General features: G+C 58.0%; 19 protein-coding genes. 8 read left to right on the top strand and 11 right to left on the bottom strand.

What is annotated here, in order from left to right; translation table 11 throughout:
* The first annotated feature begins 102 nt into the window (after positions 1 to 102).
* From G7G_RS0101865 to G7G_RS0101850, 3 genes are all read left to right on the top strand, one after another.
* Positions 103 to 1,701 (top strand): phosphoenolpyruvate carboxykinase, encoded by a 1,599-nt coding sequence (locus G7G_RS0101865; RefSeq protein ID WP_010437715.1) that lies wholly within the window; start codon positions 103 to 105, stop codon positions 1,699 to 1,701.
* 324 nt (positions 1,702 to 2,025) lie between these two features.
* Complete coding sequence (locus G7G_RS0101855) at positions 2,026 to 2,316, top strand: hypothetical protein (RefSeq protein ID WP_010437712.1); 291 nt, start codon at positions 2,026 to 2,028, stop codon at positions 2,314 to 2,316.
* A gap of 32 nt (positions 2,317 to 2,348) precedes the next feature.
* Positions 2,349 to 2,891 (top strand): hypothetical protein, encoded by a 543-nt coding sequence (locus tag G7G_RS0101850; RefSeq protein ID WP_010437710.1) that lies wholly within the window; start codon positions 2,349 to 2,351, stop codon positions 2,889 to 2,891.
* Here the strand turns inward: G7G_RS0101850 and G7G_RS0101845 are convergent.
* A complete protein-coding gene (locus G7G_RS0101845) occupies positions 2,888 to 3,652 on the bottom strand; it encodes a sulfite exporter TauE/SafE family protein (protein ID WP_010437709.1) in 765 nt (254 codons plus the stop codon). The genes G7G_RS0101850 and G7G_RS0101845 overlap by 4 nt on opposite strands.
* A gap of 144 nt (positions 3,653 to 3,796) precedes the next feature.
* On the opposite strand from G7G_RS0101845, the gene G7G_RS0101840 reads away from it, so the two are divergent.
* The 3 genes from G7G_RS0101840 to G7G_RS0101830 all read left to right on the top strand — a co-directional run bounded on the left by G7G_RS0101840 (position 3,797) and on the right by G7G_RS0101830 (position 6,652).
* Positions 3,797 to 5,488 (top strand): acyl-CoA dehydrogenase family protein, encoded by a 1,692-nt coding sequence (locus tag G7G_RS0101840; protein ID WP_010437708.1) that lies wholly within the window; start codon positions 3,797 to 3,799, stop codon positions 5,486 to 5,488.
* A 216-nt stretch (positions 5,489 to 5,704) separates the two neighbouring features.
* Entirely contained in the window at positions 5,705 to 6,250 is a 546-nt protein-coding gene (locus G7G_RS0101835) for a hypothetical protein (protein ID WP_010437707.1), read from the top strand.
* Between the two features lie 12 nt (positions 6,251 to 6,262).
* Positions 6,263 to 6,652, top strand: coding sequence for an META domain-containing protein (locus tag G7G_RS0101830; protein ID WP_010437706.1), 390 nt, complete (start codon positions 6,263 to 6,265; stop codon positions 6,650 to 6,652).
* Here G7G_RS0101830 and recO read toward each other — a convergent pair.
* Positions 6,636 to 7,361, bottom strand: coding sequence for a DNA repair protein RecO (recO, locus tag G7G_RS0101825; protein ID WP_010437705.1), 726 nt, complete (start codon positions 7,359 to 7,361; stop codon positions 6,636 to 6,638). The two genes, G7G_RS0101830 and recO, sit on opposite strands and share 17 nt — an antisense overlap.
* 163 nt (positions 7,362 to 7,524) lie before the next feature.
* Between recO and G7G_RS0101820 the strand changes: the two genes are divergently transcribed.
* Positions 7,525 to 7,914, top strand: a complete 390-nt coding sequence (locus tag G7G_RS0101820; protein WP_010437704.1) for a VOC family protein — start codon at positions 7,525 to 7,527, stop codon at positions 7,912 to 7,914.
* A gap of 31 nt (positions 7,915 to 7,945) precedes the next feature.
* On the opposite strand, the gene G7G_RS0101815 is transcribed toward G7G_RS0101820, so the two are convergent.
* From G7G_RS0101815 to era, 3 genes are all read right to left on the bottom strand, one after another.
* Entirely contained in the window at positions 7,946 to 8,269 is a 324-nt protein-coding gene (locus tag G7G_RS0101815; protein WP_010437703.1) for a SemiSWEET transporter, read from the bottom strand.
* Positions 8,270 to 8,380: 111 nt separating this feature from the next.
* Positions 8,381 to 8,710, bottom strand: coding sequence for a DUF1491 family protein (locus G7G_RS0101810; RefSeq protein ID WP_010437702.1), 330 nt, complete (start codon positions 8,708 to 8,710; stop codon positions 8,381 to 8,383).
* Positions 8,707 to 9,615, bottom strand: coding sequence for a GTPase Era (gene era / locus G7G_RS0101805; RefSeq protein WP_010437701.1), 909 nt, complete (start codon positions 9,613 to 9,615; stop codon positions 8,707 to 8,709). The genes G7G_RS0101810 and era overlap by 4 nt, the downstream gene beginning before the upstream one ends.
* 158 nt (positions 9,616 to 9,773) lie before the next feature.
* Here era and G7G_RS0101800 point away from each other — a divergent pair, with 158 nt between their 5' ends.
* Positions 9,774 to 11,150 (top strand): multicopper oxidase family protein, encoded by a 1,377-nt coding sequence (locus tag G7G_RS0101800; protein WP_010437700.1) that lies wholly within the window; start codon positions 9,774 to 9,776, stop codon positions 11,148 to 11,150.
* 2 nt (positions 11,151 to 11,152) lie between these two features.
* On the opposite strand, the gene G7G_RS0101795 is transcribed toward G7G_RS0101800, so the two are convergent.
* Genes G7G_RS0101795 through G7G_RS0101770 form a run of 6 tightly spaced genes read right to left on the bottom strand, consistent with a single transcriptional unit; the run spans position 11,153 to position 14,999 of the window.
* Entirely contained in the window at positions 11,153 to 11,665 is a 513-nt protein-coding gene (locus G7G_RS0101795; RefSeq protein ID WP_010437699.1) for a GNAT family N-acetyltransferase, read from the bottom strand.
* 19 nt (positions 11,666 to 11,684) lie between these two features.
* Positions 11,685 to 12,362, bottom strand: coding sequence for a ribonuclease III (rnc, locus tag G7G_RS0101790; protein ID WP_010437698.1), 678 nt, complete (start codon positions 12,360 to 12,362; stop codon positions 11,685 to 11,687).
* A complete protein-coding gene (gene lepB / locus G7G_RS0101785) occupies positions 12,359 to 13,198 on the bottom strand; it encodes a signal peptidase I (RefSeq protein ID WP_010437695.1) in 840 nt (279 codons plus the stop codon). Before lepB ends, rnc begins: the two co-directional genes overlap by 4 nt.
* A gap of 59 nt (positions 13,199 to 13,257) precedes the next feature.
* Positions 13,258 to 13,677, bottom strand: coding sequence for a holo-ACP synthase (gene acpS, locus G7G_RS0101780; protein ID WP_010437693.1), 420 nt, complete (start codon positions 13,675 to 13,677; stop codon positions 13,258 to 13,260).
* Position 13,678: 1 nt separating this feature from the next.
* Entirely contained in the window at positions 13,679 to 14,656 is a 978-nt protein-coding gene (locus G7G_RS0101775) for an NADPH:quinone reductase (RefSeq protein ID WP_010437692.1), read from the bottom strand.
* A 16-nt stretch (positions 14,657 to 14,672) separates the two neighbouring features.
* On the bottom strand, positions 14,673 to 14,999 hold the full coding sequence (locus tag G7G_RS0101770) for a Dabb family protein (RefSeq protein WP_029621611.1): 327 nt from the start codon (positions 14,997 to 14,999) through the stop codon (positions 14,673 to 14,675).
* Positions 15,000 to 15,008: the final 9 nt, after the last annotated feature.

Below are 15,008 nucleotides of genomic sequence, written 5' to 3'. Positions count from 1 at the left end.
AAATACCGTGATAAGAGGCGCTTGACCGCCGGCTTTTTCCGGTATCCGCCCCAATGGCGCCCCCGGCCCAAGGCCCTCGCGCCGCCACAGGAGAAGACACACATGACATCTGGACGGGTTAACCCGCAATTCCGCCTCGAAGATCAGGGCATCGAGGGTCTGGGCAATGTCTATTACAACTTCATGGAACCGGCGCTGATCGAAGAAGCGCTCAAGCGCGGCGAAGGCACCCTTGGCAATGGCGGCGCATTTCTGGTCACCACCGGCAAGTTCACTGGCCGCTCGCCAAAGGACAAGCACGTCGTCAAGACAGACAGCGTCGCCGACAGCATCTGGTGGGAAAACAATGCCGCGATGAGCCCGGAAGGGTTTGATGCGCTTTACGAGGATATGCTGGCCCATATGAAAGGCCGCGATTACTTTGTGCAGGACCTCGTGGGCGGAGCTGATCCCAGCTATTCAATCAATGTGCGTATGGTCACTGAGCTGGCTTGGCACAATCTGTTCATCCGCCACCTGCTGCGCCGCCCGGATCGTGAGGATCTGGATGAGTTCACTGCGGATTTCACCGTCATCAACTGCCCCAGCTTTCAGGCCGACCCGGCCAAGCACAACTGCCGCAGCGAGACGGTGATTGCGATGAACTTCGATCGCAAGCTGATCCTGATCGGCGGCACCGAATATGCTGGCGAAAACAAGAAGTCGGTCTTCACCCTACTGAACTACATGCTGCCCGAAAAAGGCGTGATGCCGATGCACTGCTCGGCCAACCATGCGGTCGGCAACCCGGTCGACACCGCCGTGTTCTTCGGCCTGTCCGGCACCGGCAAAACCACCCTCTCCGCCGACCCGTCGCGCACATTGATCGGCGATGACGAACACGGCTGGTCGGATCGAGGCACCTTCAACTTCGAAGGCGGTTGCTATGCCAAGACGATCAACCTGAACGCCGAGGCCGAGCCGGAAATCTACGCGACCACCTCAAAATTCGGTACCGTGATCGAAAACATGGTCTTCGATCCTGAAACCAAAGAGCTCGATTTCAACGACGATTCTTTGACCGCAAACATGCGCTGCGCTTATCCGTTGGAGTACATTTCAAACGCCTCCAGCAACGCCCTAGGTGGACATCCCAAAAACATCATCATGCTGACCTGCGATGCGTTCGGTGTTCTGCCACCGATCGCTCGGCTGACCCCTGCGCAGGCAATGTACCACTTCCTTTCTGGCTTTACCTCCAAGGTGGCCGGGACAGAGCGCGGCGTCACCGAGCCTCAGCCGACCTTCTCTACCTGCTTTGGCGCGCCCTTCATGCCGCGCCGCCCCGAAGCCTATGGCAACCTGCTGCGCGACAAGATTGCCCAGCACGGTGCAACCTGCTGGTTGGTCAACACAGGCTGGACCGGCGGCGCCTATGGCGTTGGCAGTCGGATGCCGATCAAGGCCACCCGCGCCCTGCTGACGGCAGCACTTGAAGGATCACTGACTGACGCCGAGTTCCGCAAAGACGCCAATTTCGGATTTGACGTGCCTGTCTCGGTACCGGGAGTGCCCGAAGTGCTTCTGGACCCGCGTCGCACCTGGGACGATCAGAAAGCGTTCGACAAGCAAGCGGAAAAGCTGGTGCAGATGTTTGCCGAAAATTTCGAACAATATCTGCCCTTCATTGATGAAGATATCAAAGCCGTTGCAATCGGCTGATTAGAAATGGGGGCTCTAGCCGCCCCCATTTCATTTTGGATTACGCAGCGGCAGCCCAATCTAACAAACAAGTTCATTGCGAGAACGCGCCATTTGCGCTATCGCAATATACCGATGAAGAGATGGTACCGATGTTTTCGGCAGCGGCGACCATTGAAATTGGACAGTTGGGCGACCCGGGCGATTCCACTCTCAACACGCTTCGGGCCGCACTTGAAAGTGGCGATTACTTCCACATGGGGATGGTGTCGGATAGATGTGTTTCAAAGGTCCTAGCCTTTCGACGTGCCTCGATCTGACACGGTAGTAGATAATAGGCAAGTTATGACAGAAATTTCAAAACTCACCGAACTGCGCAAACTGATGCAGAGCATGGAACGCACCTTGGGGCTAGAAGAGTTATCCCCGGTTGAGCGCGACATCTATTACGCCGCGGAAGAGTTGTCGAAAAGCAATACCGAAGTGCGCACCTTCGGCCTGATCGAGCATACGCTGGTCAAAAGCGTTTCTCGTCCGACCTTTTTCCGCGCCCTCAAGTCTTTGGTTCAAAAGGGCTATCTTTCGCAAAGCGGAAGCGCCAATCGTGGGCGGTATTTGGTTCATGCACCCAGGTGATTGCTGCCTGAAATCTGAAAACGGCTAATCCCGTGAACAGATGGGCCTCTGACACCTTCTTTGCCTCTTTGGCCTATGTTGCCGCATCACTCGTTACATTCGAGATTCTGATGCCGCTTCAGAACGAATTTTTTCCCGCATACCCCAGCCACGCCAGCCTGTTGTTCCTGCCGCATGGCGTGCGGGTTCTGGCCGCATGGTTACTGGGGTGGCGGGCAATTTTTGCACTTTTGCCCGGCGTCTTTGTTGTCTTTGCAATGGTGGGCGGATGGGACGTTTTCCTGCCCAGCAGATTGCTGGCAATTGCCATAGCTGTAACAATCGTGCCCGCCGTGTTTTACGCGTGCAAAGCGGTAGGATGGGATCTTTTTCCACGCTCTGATCGCAATCCCTGCTGGCCCTGCGTGATGGGAGTTGGGATTGTCACTTCGGTTTTGGTTTCAATCCTGACCAACACGGCCTTTGGCAGTACAGCTGCCGAATATGTCGCGTTTCTGATTGGCGACATCTCAGGCTTGTTCTTTTTGATGTTGGGTCTCTATTTCGCGTTCCGTTTTGCTGAAAGGCGTGGTTAACCCAACAGTCCGCGCCTGAGCAAATTCAATCCGGCGATCAACAGAACCAACAGTGTAAGTTTGCGAAACTGGGTCTGATCAATCCGGTCCTGAAGGAACAGACCTCCTCGCATGCCTACAAGGGCCGGAAGAACCAGCATTGCAGAGAACAATGCCGTTTCACCCCTCAGAACACCTGAGCCCAAATGCGCGACCACCAGGGCCACCGCCCCTAGGCCATAAATTACACCCTGAACACGCATCTGATCTTTCTTTGGTGTATTCAACGCCGTCAGATAGGCCACAGTTGGTGGCCCCCATACGCCAGAGATGCCTCCGACCGCCCCTGCTACTGCGCCGACCACCGCCTCGACCCCGACGGAGGGTGCCTTCAATGTAAGTCTGAGCCCAAGTATCTGAATCAGCGCAAAGAAGGTTATCGGCACGCCGAGCACCAGTAGGTAATCCTGAGGTGTCAAAATATTAATCAATTGAGCACTCGCCAGCAGGCAGATTAACCCAACTGCCAGAAATACACGGAATTTACGAACCGATACCGCTGCGGCGACCACGCCATCCCGCAAGGCCTGTACACCATTAGTAACAAGGGTCGGCAGGATGAGGCCTGCCAACGCAAATTCGGGGGGCAGCATCATACTCAGCCCGGATATCAGCACCATTGGCATAGCAAATCCCACCATGCCTTTGACCCACCCCGCCACAAAAGCGACGATCAACGCCAGGTACATTTCCTGCGGTGAAATGAGCGAAAACAGATCCATCTGCCCTTCATATCAGGCCGAGATTTTTCTGCATTGCAAAAGTGATATGGTAATAATTGAACTTTTTATGTGCTATTTGTGTATTTTTGTTGCGCTGCACGTGCAGCATGATATGACCAGACGACCCAGTAAAGGACGTGATTCATGGCCCATGATGGACAGGACTTGACGAACATGATGCAGCAAGCGGTATTACCTGATCTTCTGACATTGACTGCAGCGGCCTTACCGGCGGTTGAAACTGTGTTCGACAAGGCCCGTGCATCGGTGCGTGCCATGGTCACTAGCGATGACCGCATCTCGGGCGCGTTGATCGAAGCAAACCAGACAGCCGCTCATGGTTTGGCATGGCTGGCAACTTACCGGCAATCTTTGCAGCAGATGCAACGCTGGGCCGAGGCACTTCAAGCTGAAGGTAAGTTCAGTGAGATGGAGCAGTTGCTGCACCAGATCGCCTTTGGCGAATACCTGCATCAGATCGCGGGTGGCATTCCGATGAATCAGGGTGAGGTAGTGCGTTTGCAGGACCTTGGTCTTGGCTGGGACGCCTTGTCCGGGTTCCAGTGCCGTGAAGTGCAAACCCTGATGGCGCAGGCCAATTCTCAGGCCGCGCGCACCCGTCTGGTTGAGCTTATGCAGGATCAATCCGGTGCGACCATGTTCGGCGCGTCGGGTCTGGATGATGAGCTGGAGATGATCCGTGATCAGTTCCGCCGTTATGCGCAGGAAAAGGTCGAGCCCAACGCCCATGAATGGCACCTGAAAGACGAATTGATCCCAATTGAGATCATCGAAGAACTGGCCGAAATGGGCGTGTTCGGCCTGACCATCCCCGAGGAATACGGCGGCTTCGGTCTGTCCAAAGCGTCGATGTGCGTGGTCTCGGAAGAGCTTTCGCGCGGTTATATCGGCGTGGGCTCATTGGGCACGCGGTCCGAGATAGCGGCTGAACTGATCATCGCTGGCGGCACAGATGAGCAAAAAGCTAACTGGCTGCCGAAACTTGCCAGTGCTGAGATCCTGCCGACCGCCGTTTTCACTGAGCCCAACACAGGATCGGATCTGGGCAGCCTGCGCACGCGTGCCGTAAAAGGTGAAGATGGCAACTATGAGATAACAGGCAATAAAACATGGATCACCCACGCCGCCCGCACGCATGTGATGACTCTACTGGCGCGTACCAACCCTGATAGCTCCGATCACCGTGGTCTGTCCATGTTTCTGGCTGAAAAGACCCCCGGAACCGATGAGAACCCCTTCCCCACACCCGGTATGACAGGCGGCGAGATCGAAGTGCTGGGCTATCGTGGCATGAAAGAATACGAGCTGGGCTTTGACGGCTTTGAAGTGAAGGGGGAGAACCTGTTAGGTGGCGAAGAAGGCAAAGGTTTCAAACAGTTGATGGAGACCTTCGAGAGCGCCCGCATCCAGACCGCCGCCCGCGCCATCGGCGTCGCTCAGAGCGCTTTGGACATCGCCATGCAATACGCACAAGATAGAAAGCAGTTCGGCAAGGCGCTGATCAACTTCCCCCGGGTCTCGGGCAAGCTGGCGATGATGGCGGTTGAGATCATGATCGCACGGCAGCTCACTTATTTCTCTGCATGGGAAAAAGACCACGGCCAGCGCTGTGACCTTGAGGCGGGGATGGCCAAACTGCTGGGGGCCCGGGTTGCCTGGGCTGCGGCGGATAACGGGTTGCAGATTCACGGCGGTAACGGCTTCGCGCTGGAATATAAAATTAGCCGCGTGCTTTGTGACGCGCGCATCCTAAATATCTTTGAAGGCGCCGCAGAAATACAGGCGCAAGTCATCGCGCGTCGGTTGCTGGGCTGACGCCCGGTTCGATGCGGTTTCCCCAACTGAACCCGGCCTTGTGCCGGGTTTTCTTTATCTTCCGTGTTGTACAGGCACCAAGGCGCAAATGTTCCGAGTTGTACTACCTGGCTTTGTGATCGTCTGGGCAAAACTTCCCCCTCGGATCGGGGGCCGGAATCAGTTAAAGGGCGGTGAACGGAACCGGCACCTATGTCGGCCAGAGGAGACTCGAGCGTGAAGATCATCATTGCAATTTTGGCCACCTGCCTGGCCCTTGCCGGGTGCGCCTCGGCCCCGACAACGACGGGCTCGAATGACGTCGACAAACTGACGCTGGCCATTCAGCAGCTTGGTCCCGAGGTTGATCCACGCGAAGCCCGCCGCGCTGCCGAGATATCCTATGCCTATTCCAGCCAATTGAAGCAGGACTGGAAAGTCACCGATCCGGCGATCATCCACAACGCAAAGGTCATAAATGGGTTTCGTGAGAAGGGCCTATGTAATGACTGGGCGCAAGCCATGACCACGCGACTGAAACAAGAAAGTTTCCGTACGCTGGATTTGCACTGGGTTACCTCCCCACCGACGGCGTTTCGGATCATTCATCATTCGGCCCTGATCAGCGCCAAGGGTGCTCCCATGGACGAGGGCATCATCCTGGACCCGTGGCGCAACAGCGGGGTGTTGTTCTGGGCACCCGTGCGTGAGGATACCAAGTACAACTGGCGGCCCCGTCTTGAAGTGCGCGAAGAATTGATCAGCGGCGTGAACCCATACTGATAGGATATTGCGATGTTACGTCTGGCCCTGCTTCTGCCTCTGGCCTTGTTTCAATGCAACGAGGATGAAACCGTTGCCGCCTATGGCGCGGCGGATCAGACATGGGCACTGCAGGAAATTGACGGAGAGCCCTTCGAAGCCAGCGCATTGCTGCGCTTTCCCGAAGAGGGGCGTATCGAAGGCAATGCCCCCTGCAACACTTATTCGGGCAAGCTTAATGCCCCCTACCCTTGGTTCGAGATCGCCGATCTGGCCGCCACCCGCGCAGCCTGTGACGGGCTTGAGGCCGAAGGTTTTTACTTCGCTGCACTGATGGCGATGACACAATCCGAAGTATCCGGCGATGTGCTGATCCTGCGCAACGAGGACGGGCACGAGATGGTATTCAAAGCCGTCGAGTAAACTGCGCCACAAAGCGTGCACGGGCATCAGGCAGCGGCGTATGGCCCAAAGCCGGGGCCAGGTGGTTTTCCAGAAAATGCCCGGTAGTGCGCAGAGCCTGCGCGATCTCCGCATCCGGCGCAGCCCCTTCGCCACGCAGACAGGGGGGCAGTGGCAACAGCTTGTCGGCCCACTCCCCTGCCCCAGCTGCACTGACCGCGCGACCGGTTTTGGGCGAGACATAAATCAGCCCCTCACGCACGCCGGTCACAGCACAGGCCGACAGATCGAGGCCAAAGCCCAGCTCTTCTAGAAGCGCCAGTTCCCAGCGCAGATAAGCAAGTGGCCAAACTTCATCCTGTCCCAACAAATCCATCAACTGTTCGGTTTGCTTATAAATCGAGGGGTGTGGCTCGCGCTCGGGAAGGCAGAAGGACAATAACGCCACCACCGCGTTCAGCCCGGCCAGTGCCAACCGACCTGAAAATGCAGCGGCGGCACGGGAACGCATGGGTTCGACCTGAAAAGTGCCCAGATGCTCTTCAAGCCGCGCACGCCAAAGTACGTCCAACTGCGCGCCCGGTTGCAAGTTCGGCGCGATCTTGCGGCTAGTGCCTCCGCGCACAATACCTGCATGGCGGCCATGAGTTTCGGTAAAAACCTCGATAATGGCCGCCGTCTCACCATGGCGGCGAGAGGTCAGAAGTATGCCGTGATCACGCCAATCCAATTTCGGCCTCGTTAGGTCACCAGATATGCCTGCAGGAAATCTTATGGCCGTTGCAGGTTCAAGGTACAAATAAGTCTGGTCGGAACAGTAGGAAAAACCGGTTGCGTGAGGTGGGTTCAGCGACTAATGTTCGCTATATGTTCTAATTACTGGGATTTGAGAAATGTCTCTGAACTATGTCATGATTGGCTCAAATGATGTTGCCAAAGCACGCAGCTACTACGACGCGGTTGTCCCTCAGTTAGGTGGGAAAGTAATCGCCGAATACATGCCACATGCAGTTTGCTATGAGCTGCGCGGTGGCGGCAGCATGTGGGTCGCAACGCCCTTCGACAAAGAGGTTGCAACTGTCGGAAACGGCAACATGGTTGGCCTGCTATGTCAAAGCGAAGCGGAAGTACGTGAGGTGCACGCCGCCGCTATTGCCAATGGCGGTACTAACGAGGGCGATCCGGGTGAACGCCCGCAATATGGACCGAACTTCTACGGCGCCTATGCCCGCGACCCGGATGGGAACAAAATGAGCTTCGTCTATTTTAGTGAGGCAGACTAATCGAGTTGTCGCCAACTGCATGGCGGGGTTGCTAGAATGTGACCCCGGCATGGATTAGGATGCCGATGACCATCATCAGGTTCAAGATCATGGAAAGGCCGTTGCCCACATAGATGGGCAGCTTGCCGACCACCAGCCCGTAAGAGAACCACAAAAACGACAGCCCCGCATAAAGCGACCACGAGAGCAGCGACTGGCCGGTGGCGTGTTCGGAATGGGTAAAATAAAGCTTGATCAGTTGCGGCAACGTGGCGAAGGGGCCGACCACTCCGATGAAGACCATAAAGCCCTCGAACCGCTGCATCCAATGGCCGAGATTTGACTTTTCCAGTTTCTGGGCAAGTGTTTCAGCCACTCAATTCCCCTCCTGTTCCTGCGGCACCCGATAGGCCGGTCGTTCGTTCAGCCTGTTTCAGAGCAAAATAGTCGCTTTGTGCCGGGCATCCAAGATTAATTGCTGGGCGCGCTAGTCCAAACCTTCTTCACCCAGTAAGTGCCGGCCTTGCCGGTCTTCAACCTCGATTACCCAGAGATCAGGGTCAAAACTGCGTTGGCGGGTGATGGCGTTGTCCACCTCGCCCTCGGGGCCGGAAGAGAGTTCCACCCATTTACGCTCACCGCTCATCAGATCAAAACTGCGCTGAAACGCGGTTGCCTGCCCGTCAAGCGTATTCAGCTTGATCAGCACCGCGCCGGCGGTGTCGTCACCATGGGCCACGACAAAAGCTGGTATTTCCTGAAACCGCAGCCGCGCCAGATAGGCATGCACCCAGAATTCCGCCGTCAGTCGGGTCATCCGTTACCGTCTTTGAAATCCAGACCCATTTCCGAATAACGCTCGGATTCTTCCAGCCAGTTGGGCCGGACCTTCACCTGTAGGAACAGGTGGATCTTTCGGTCGAGGAATTCTTCTAGTTCCGCCCGTGCGGCCTGACTGACAGCCTTGATCGTCTCACCGCGTTTGCCCAGCACAATGCCTTTGTGACCGTCGCGCATGACATAGATGACCTGATCAATCTTGGCCGAGCCGTCCTTACGCTCTTCCCAGTTCTCGGTCTCGACAGTCAGCTGATAGGGCAGTTCCTGATGCAGGCGCAGGGTCAGCTTCTCGCGCGTCATCTCAGCGGCGATCATGCGCAGGGGCAAATCAGCGATCTGGTCTTCGGGGTAGAGCCACGGGCCTTCGGGCAGTTCCGAGGCGAGCCATTTGCGCAGATCGTCAACGCCGTGGCCTTTCTCGGCCGAGATCATGAAGGTCTCGGCAAAGGGATAGCGCGCGTTCAGGTCACTGGTGAGCGCCAACAGCTTCTCGGACGGCACCTTGTCGATCTTGTTGATCGCGAGAGCGATGGTGCGGCCCTGCCCGATCTCTTCCAGCCCTTCGAGGATGCGTTCAACCCCTTCGGTGATACCGCGATGCGCCTCGACCATCAGGACGACCACGTCGGCATCTGCCGCCCCGCCCCAGGCTGCGGCGACCATGGCGCGGTCGAGCCGGCGGCGGGGCTTGAAAAGGCCCGGTGTGTCCACAAAGACCAGTTGCGCATCACCCTCCATCGCCACGCCGCGAATGCGTGCGCGGGTGGTCTGCACCTTATGCGTCACTATCGAGACCTTGGCCCCGACCATGCGGTTCAGAAGGGTGGATTTGCCTGCGTTGGGCTCTCCGATCAGGGCGATAAATCCGGCGCGTGTGGTCATGTGTGTTGCGATCCTGTTTGCAAGTGCGCACCCCTATAGCAGAATGGGCGGGCGGGCCAGAGGGATTTGTCGCATTGCGGTCATGCGTCTGGGGTGGCAGCAATGCGCTGTGCCAAGCCGCATCCAGCCAGGCGTTCATTCTTTCAGTGAGGCGAGATATGAGACGTCGCGAGTTTCTTTTGGGCAGCGGGGCTGCTGCAGGTGCGTTGGGACTGGGTGGGTTCGCGTTGGCGTCAAACCCGCAAGAGTTGGTGATCCAACCCGCAAGTTTTGCGCTACGTGATCAGGTGACGGACGGGATGGTCAGCCTGTCGCCGGACGCGCCTCCCCCCGTTCTGTATGGAAATCAGGGTGAGGTGATGCGGCTGCCGGTGCGCAACACGCTGCCCGACTATACGGCGATGCATTGGCATGGCTTGCGTATTCCCAACGGGATGGACGGGGTGCCTTATCTGACGCAGATGCCAATGGGCGAAGGTGATCAATTCGACTATGAATTCATACCCCCGGACGCGGGCACCTATTGGTACCACCCTCATTGTATGACGATGGAGCAAATGGCGCACGGGTTGACTGGGGTCATGGTGATCGCCGAGGCCGAGGACCCGGGGTTTGACAGCGAGCAGGTGATCAACCTGCGCGATTTCCGGCTGGATGAGGTGGGCGCGTTTCTGCCCGCTTATACGCCGCGCGGAGCGGCTCGGGCGGGGACATTTGGCAATGTGCATACTGCAAATTGGTTGCAGGCGCCGGTTTATGATCACCCCGCCGGAGGTCTGGTTCGGTTGCGCGTGGTCAACACCGATACGACCCGGATTTACAAACTGAACCTCGACCATGCCGAGGCCCGGATTATCGCATGGGACGGGCATCCGGTGGACATTGACGTGCCTCTGCCCAGCGTTGCGGAGCCGTTACTGCTTGGCCCCGGCCAGCGTGTCGATTTCGCGGTGAAGATGCCCGAGGTTGAAGGGAAGACCGTGAACCTGATCGCGAAGCTGCCCGGTCAGCCGCTGCGGTCCATGGTCGGGTTGCAGGCGGTAGGCGCGTCTGTGGCGCGGGATATGCGAGAGCTTAAACCTCTGGCCAAAAACCCTGTTGCACGGCCCGATCTGAACAAGGCCGAGCTGCACGAGTTTGTCTTTGGTTGGACGCCAGAAGGCGGAGAACCCAATAACGGCTTTTGTGGCTCGCTGGGGTACAATTTCTGGTCGATCAATCGTAAGCCTTGGCCGGGAGATGCCGCGCAAGATGTGGGGCCTCTGGCCACTTTGCAGATGGGCAAAAGCTATGTTCTGCGGCTGCGCAATGAATCCCCCAACCTGCATCCGATTCATTTGCACGGGTTGGTCTTCGCGCCTTTAAAATCAAACTTGCGCAAACTGCCTCCGCTGATGACCGACACGATGTTGCTGCTGAAAGATGAGGTGGTCGAGATTGCGCTGGTCGCGGATAATCCGGGTGATTGGGCGTTTCATTGCCATGTGATCGAGCATCAGAAAACCGGACTGACCGGGTTCGTTCGCGTGGTTTGATCTTACGGCGAAGTGTTCAATACCAGTACATGGTTCGGGTAGGCTTGGTCCCCGATCCGGAAATCTGTGACACCGACTTGTTCAAACCCTTTGGCTAGATAGAAATCGATTGCGGTCGTGTTCTCAGAATTGGTCGTCAGCCAAATCGACTGACGCCCTTTTTCACGGGTGTAGTCGATCGCTATGTTCAGCAGCGCTGAGCCGACGCCTTTTCCTTGATGGCGGGGCTGGACGTAAAACGTCACTATCTCAAGGTCGGACAGCCCGTCCACAGGTGCGATGCGATCTTCCGCCAGCCGAATGTATCCGTCGATCCCCTCTTCATTTTCAGAGACCATCAAAAGGTCTTGGCCGTCCTGCAACAAGGCTTCGAACCGCGCGGTCGTGAACTCGGACAGTGCGAATTCGGCAAAGAAGGAATTCACGCCGCGCTTTAGGTAGGTTCCGACCCAGACCTCAATCGACAGGGCCGCGAGGCTGGCGGCATCGGCTTTCTGGGCGGGTCTGATCTTCATGATCTGGCCGCGCAGAGGATCAAGACAATTGTTCCAACAGAGCCTTTGCCGCTGCCTGTTCTGCCTGACGTTTGGAGCCAGCGGTAGCTTGTGCCTCGGTCCCGTCCTGCAGTCGCGCGGCGATGGTGAAGATCGGGGCGTGATCGGGGCCAGTGCGTTTGACTTCGACGTAAGCTGGCGGCTTCTGACCGCGGGCCTGCGCCCATTCCTGCAACGAGGTTTTGGCGTCGCGCGCGTCAGCCTCGACCTTGTGGATGCGTTCGCCCCAGAGGGCGAGGATCACGTCGCGCGCGGCCTCGAAACCTGCGTCACGATAGACGGCGGCGATGACCGCCTCCATTGCGTCTCCCAGCAGGGCCTGTTTGCGGCGGCCCCCGGACAACATCTCGGACCGGCCCAGCTTTAACACCGCACCCAGATCGATCTGACGGGCGACATCTGCGCAGGCCTCTTTGCGCACGAGCGCATTGAACCGGGGAGCCAGCTGGCCTTCGGAGGCTTTCTTGTCAGCTTCAAGCAATGCGGTGGCCATGACGAGACCCAGCACCCGGTCGCCCAGAAATTCCAGCCTTTGGTTGTCGGGGCGCGTGGCAGAAGACACCGAGCCGTGGGTCAGCGCGCGCACCAGCAGTTCGGGGTCGGAGAATTCATACCCCAAGCGCTGCTGGAACGCTTTTATCTCGGCCGATAGCTTCAATTGACCGCCTTGAAGAAGCGATCACCGCGCCAAGTCCAGAAGAACAGCATCGAGCGGCCGGCGGAGGAGAACATGATCCGGTCGGCGCGTCCGATCAGGTTTTCGAAAGGCACAAAACCTACGCCGCCTGCGGATTGCGGCAGGCGGCTGTCGGCCGAGTTGTCGCGGTTGTCGCCCATGAAGAAATAGTGGCCTTCAGGCACGGTGTAGATGCCCGTGTTGTCCGAACCCTGATTACCGATATTCAGCACATCATAGGAGACGCCGTTCGGCAGGGTTTCGATCAGGCGAGACTTTTCGCACAAACCACCAATACCCACGGGGCCGTTTTCACAGCGCGGGCGCAGACCTTGCGGGCCCTGCGGTTCGGCGATCTCGGTGAATACGCCGTCAGGTTGCTGAGGCACCGGCGTGTCATTCAGAATGATCTGGCCCTGGCGAATTTGGATGCGGTCGCCCGGCAAGCCGATCAGGCGTTTGATATAGTCACGGCCAGTGATGGGATGGCGGAAGACGATTACATCACCCCGCTCAGGCTCACCGCCCAGAATGCGAGTGTTTTCATCGCCCTGCATCCAGCCACAGATATCTTCGGCATCGATGTTCAGACCGACGCTGGGGATGATCAGGCTGGGACAGGAAGCGTAGGAGTATCCGTAAGCCATCTTGTTGACGAAGAGGAAGTCTCCGATCAGCAACGTCTGCTTCATCGAACCGGAGGGAATCCAGAACGGTTGAAAGAACAGGGTGCGGAAAACGCCCGCGATCAGCAGGGCGTAGACGATGGTTTTGATCGTCTCCCAAACGGCGTTTCCGGATTTGGCTTCCTCGGCCATACTGCTCTCTCCAGTCTATGCGTGGTTGGGGTGCTACATGCGTGTCAGGTGGGGGCAAGTCAAGGCTGCGCGGGCGCTTCTTGAAGCGGTCGGGCCTCTATCACCACAAAGGCCTGCGCCCAGGGGTGATCATCGGTCAGGGTGACGTGGATGATGGCCTCATGCCCTTCGGGTGTCAGTTCTTTCAGGCGCTCGGCGGCCCAGCCGGTGACATGCATAACGGGTTGGCCTGTGCGCAGGTTGGTCACGGCCATATCCTTCCACGCGATCCCCATCCGTAGACCGGTGCCTAGGGCTTTTGAACAAGCCTCTTTCGCGGCCCAGCGTTTGGCGTAGGTGCCTGCGGTATCGTGGCGGCGTTCGGCCTTGCTTTGCTCGGTCTCGGTAAAGACGCGGATGCGGAACCGGTCACCGAACCGGTCGAGCGTGCCTTGAATGCGTTCGATATTGGCGAGGTCGGTGCCGATGCCGAGGATCATGTCAGACCTCCAACACCACGGTGCCCAGCTTTTGTCCGGCCTCGACCATCTGGTGGGCGGTGGCCGCATCGCTGAGGTTTCCACCGGGAACAACGGCGTGAGACAATGCGTCCTGTTCCAGCCACTCAACCAACTGCGCCTCGCCGCGACGGCGGGCCGCGGCGTCGAGCTGGTAGACGATCAGCATATGCAGGCGGATGTTCTTGAACATGAAGCCGTAGAAATCCAGTTCGGGCGTCATTTGTGAGGCCGAGGCATAGCTAGCGATGGTCCCGCCGGGGCGGATCATCGAAAGGGAAGCGGGTTGGTTGGCGGCGAAATCGACCTCGACGATGAGGTCAACGCCTGCGCCGTTGGTCATGTCCATCACCGCCTCGGCCACGTCTTGCGTGCGGTAGTTGACCCAATCTGTCGCACCAGAATGGGCGGCTTTTTCGTCTGAACTGACGGTGGTGATAACGCGCGCGCCGCCCAGCGCTGCCATCTGGCAGGCGTAGCGCCCGACCGTGCCAGCTCCGCCGGTGACAAGCACGGTTTTGTCAGTGATGGGGCCGTCGCAATAGAGCCCGTACCAAGCAGTCATAGCGGGGATACCGAAACAGGCGCCTTCGGCAAAGCTGGTGGTGTCGGGCAGAAACACAGCCTGATCGGAAGGCAGCGCGATGTATTGGGCCCCTGTGCCAAAGGCGCGTTGCCATTGGCCGTTCCAGATCCAGACACGTTCGCCGACGCGTGCGGGGTCGACCCCTTCGCCTACGGCCTCAATCACGCCGGCCCCGTCCGAATGGGGGACAATCATTGGGTATTGCATCACCGCACCCGGACGCGCGCCGCTGCGCAGCTTGACATCTGAGGGGTTGATGCCGCTGGCGTGGACACGGACCAAAACGTCGCCTGCGCCGGGCTCAGGCGTGGGCAGCTCGACCAACTCAAGGACATCCGCCGCCGCGCCGAATCTGCGATAGGTGATTGCTTTCATGACAGTCCCTCGTCTCCTATTGGTCAACCGTGTCAGGCATTTCCAGATCGAACACCAAGACACCCTCGGCCCCGTCCACGCACAGCGCGACAAGCCGTGCGCCAAGTAGCTGGTGAGTTTCGTCACTGGCATAACGCCGCAGGTCGACCTCAGCCGCGAAATCCAGCGTGAAGCCGTAGGGATAGCCCGGGGATTTTGCCTCAAAGTCGCGATTTGGGCCGTGGATGAAGCCACCGCAGCCCGGCAAGCGGTTTGCAGCCGTGCTCAGCCCGTCCATCACAGCGGCAAGCTCTACCGCGTCATGATCGGGCCTGAGGCGCAGCATCACGCAATGTCGGATCATCCTTGCACC

Source organism: Ruegeria conchae, from assembly GCF_000192475.1.
GTDB lineage: Bacteria > Pseudomonadota > Alphaproteobacteria > Rhodobacterales > Rhodobacteraceae > Ruegeria > Ruegeria conchae.
This window is presented reverse-complemented; position numbering and strand designations above follow the sequence as displayed.

Bases quoted from the DNA above. Each gene is read 5' to 3' on its own strand.
- G7G_RS0101810 (WP_010437702.1), bottom strand. From the start codon at position 8,710: ATGACCCGACTGACGGCGGAATTCTGGGTGCATGCCTATCTGGCGCGG.
- G7G_RS0101855 (WP_010437712.1), top strand. From the start codon at position 2,026: ATGACAGAAATTTCAAAACTCACCGAACTGCGCAAACTGATGCAGAGC.
- G7G_RS0101775 (WP_010437692.1), bottom strand. From the start codon at position 14,656: ATGAAAGCAATCACCTATCGCAGATTCGGCGCGGCGGCGGATGTCCTT.
- G7G_RS0101845 (WP_010437709.1), bottom strand. From the start codon at position 3,652: ATGGATCTGTTTTCGCTCATTTCACCGCAGGAAATGTACCTGGCGTTG.
- G7G_RS0101865 (WP_010437715.1), top strand. From the start codon at position 103: ATGACATCTGGACGGGTTAACCCGCAATTCCGCCTCGAAGATCAGGGC.
- G7G_RS0101820 (WP_010437704.1), top strand. From the start codon at position 7,525: ATGTCTCTGAACTATGTCATGATTGGCTCAAATGATGTTGCCAAAGCA.
- era (WP_010437701.1), bottom strand. From the start codon at position 9,615: ATGACCACACGCGCCGGATTTATCGCCCTGATCGGAGAGCCCAACGCA.
- G7G_RS0101840 (WP_010437708.1), top strand. From the start codon at position 3,797: ATGGCCCATGATGGACAGGACTTGACGAACATGATGCAGCAAGCGGTA.
- G7G_RS0101830 (WP_010437706.1), top strand. From the start codon at position 6,263: ATGTTACGTCTGGCCCTGCTTCTGCCTCTGGCCTTGTTTCAATGCAAC.
- G7G_RS0101800 (WP_010437700.1), top strand. From the start codon at position 9,774: ATGAGACGTCGCGAGTTTCTTTTGGGCAGCGGGGCTGCTGCAGGTGCG.
- acpS (WP_010437693.1), bottom strand. From the start codon at position 13,677: ATGATCCTCGGCATCGGCACCGACCTCGCCAATATCGAACGCATTCAA.
- G7G_RS0101770 (WP_029621611.1), bottom strand. From the start codon at position 14,999: ATGATCCGACATTGCGTGATGCTGCGCCTCAGGCCCGATCATGACGCG.
- lepB (WP_010437695.1), bottom strand. From the start codon at position 13,198: ATGGCCGAGGAAGCCAAATCCGGAAACGCCGTTTGGGAGACGATCAAA.
- G7G_RS0101795 (WP_010437699.1), bottom strand. From the start codon at position 11,665: ATGAAGATCAGACCCGCCCAGAAAGCCGATGCCGCCAGCCTCGCGGCC.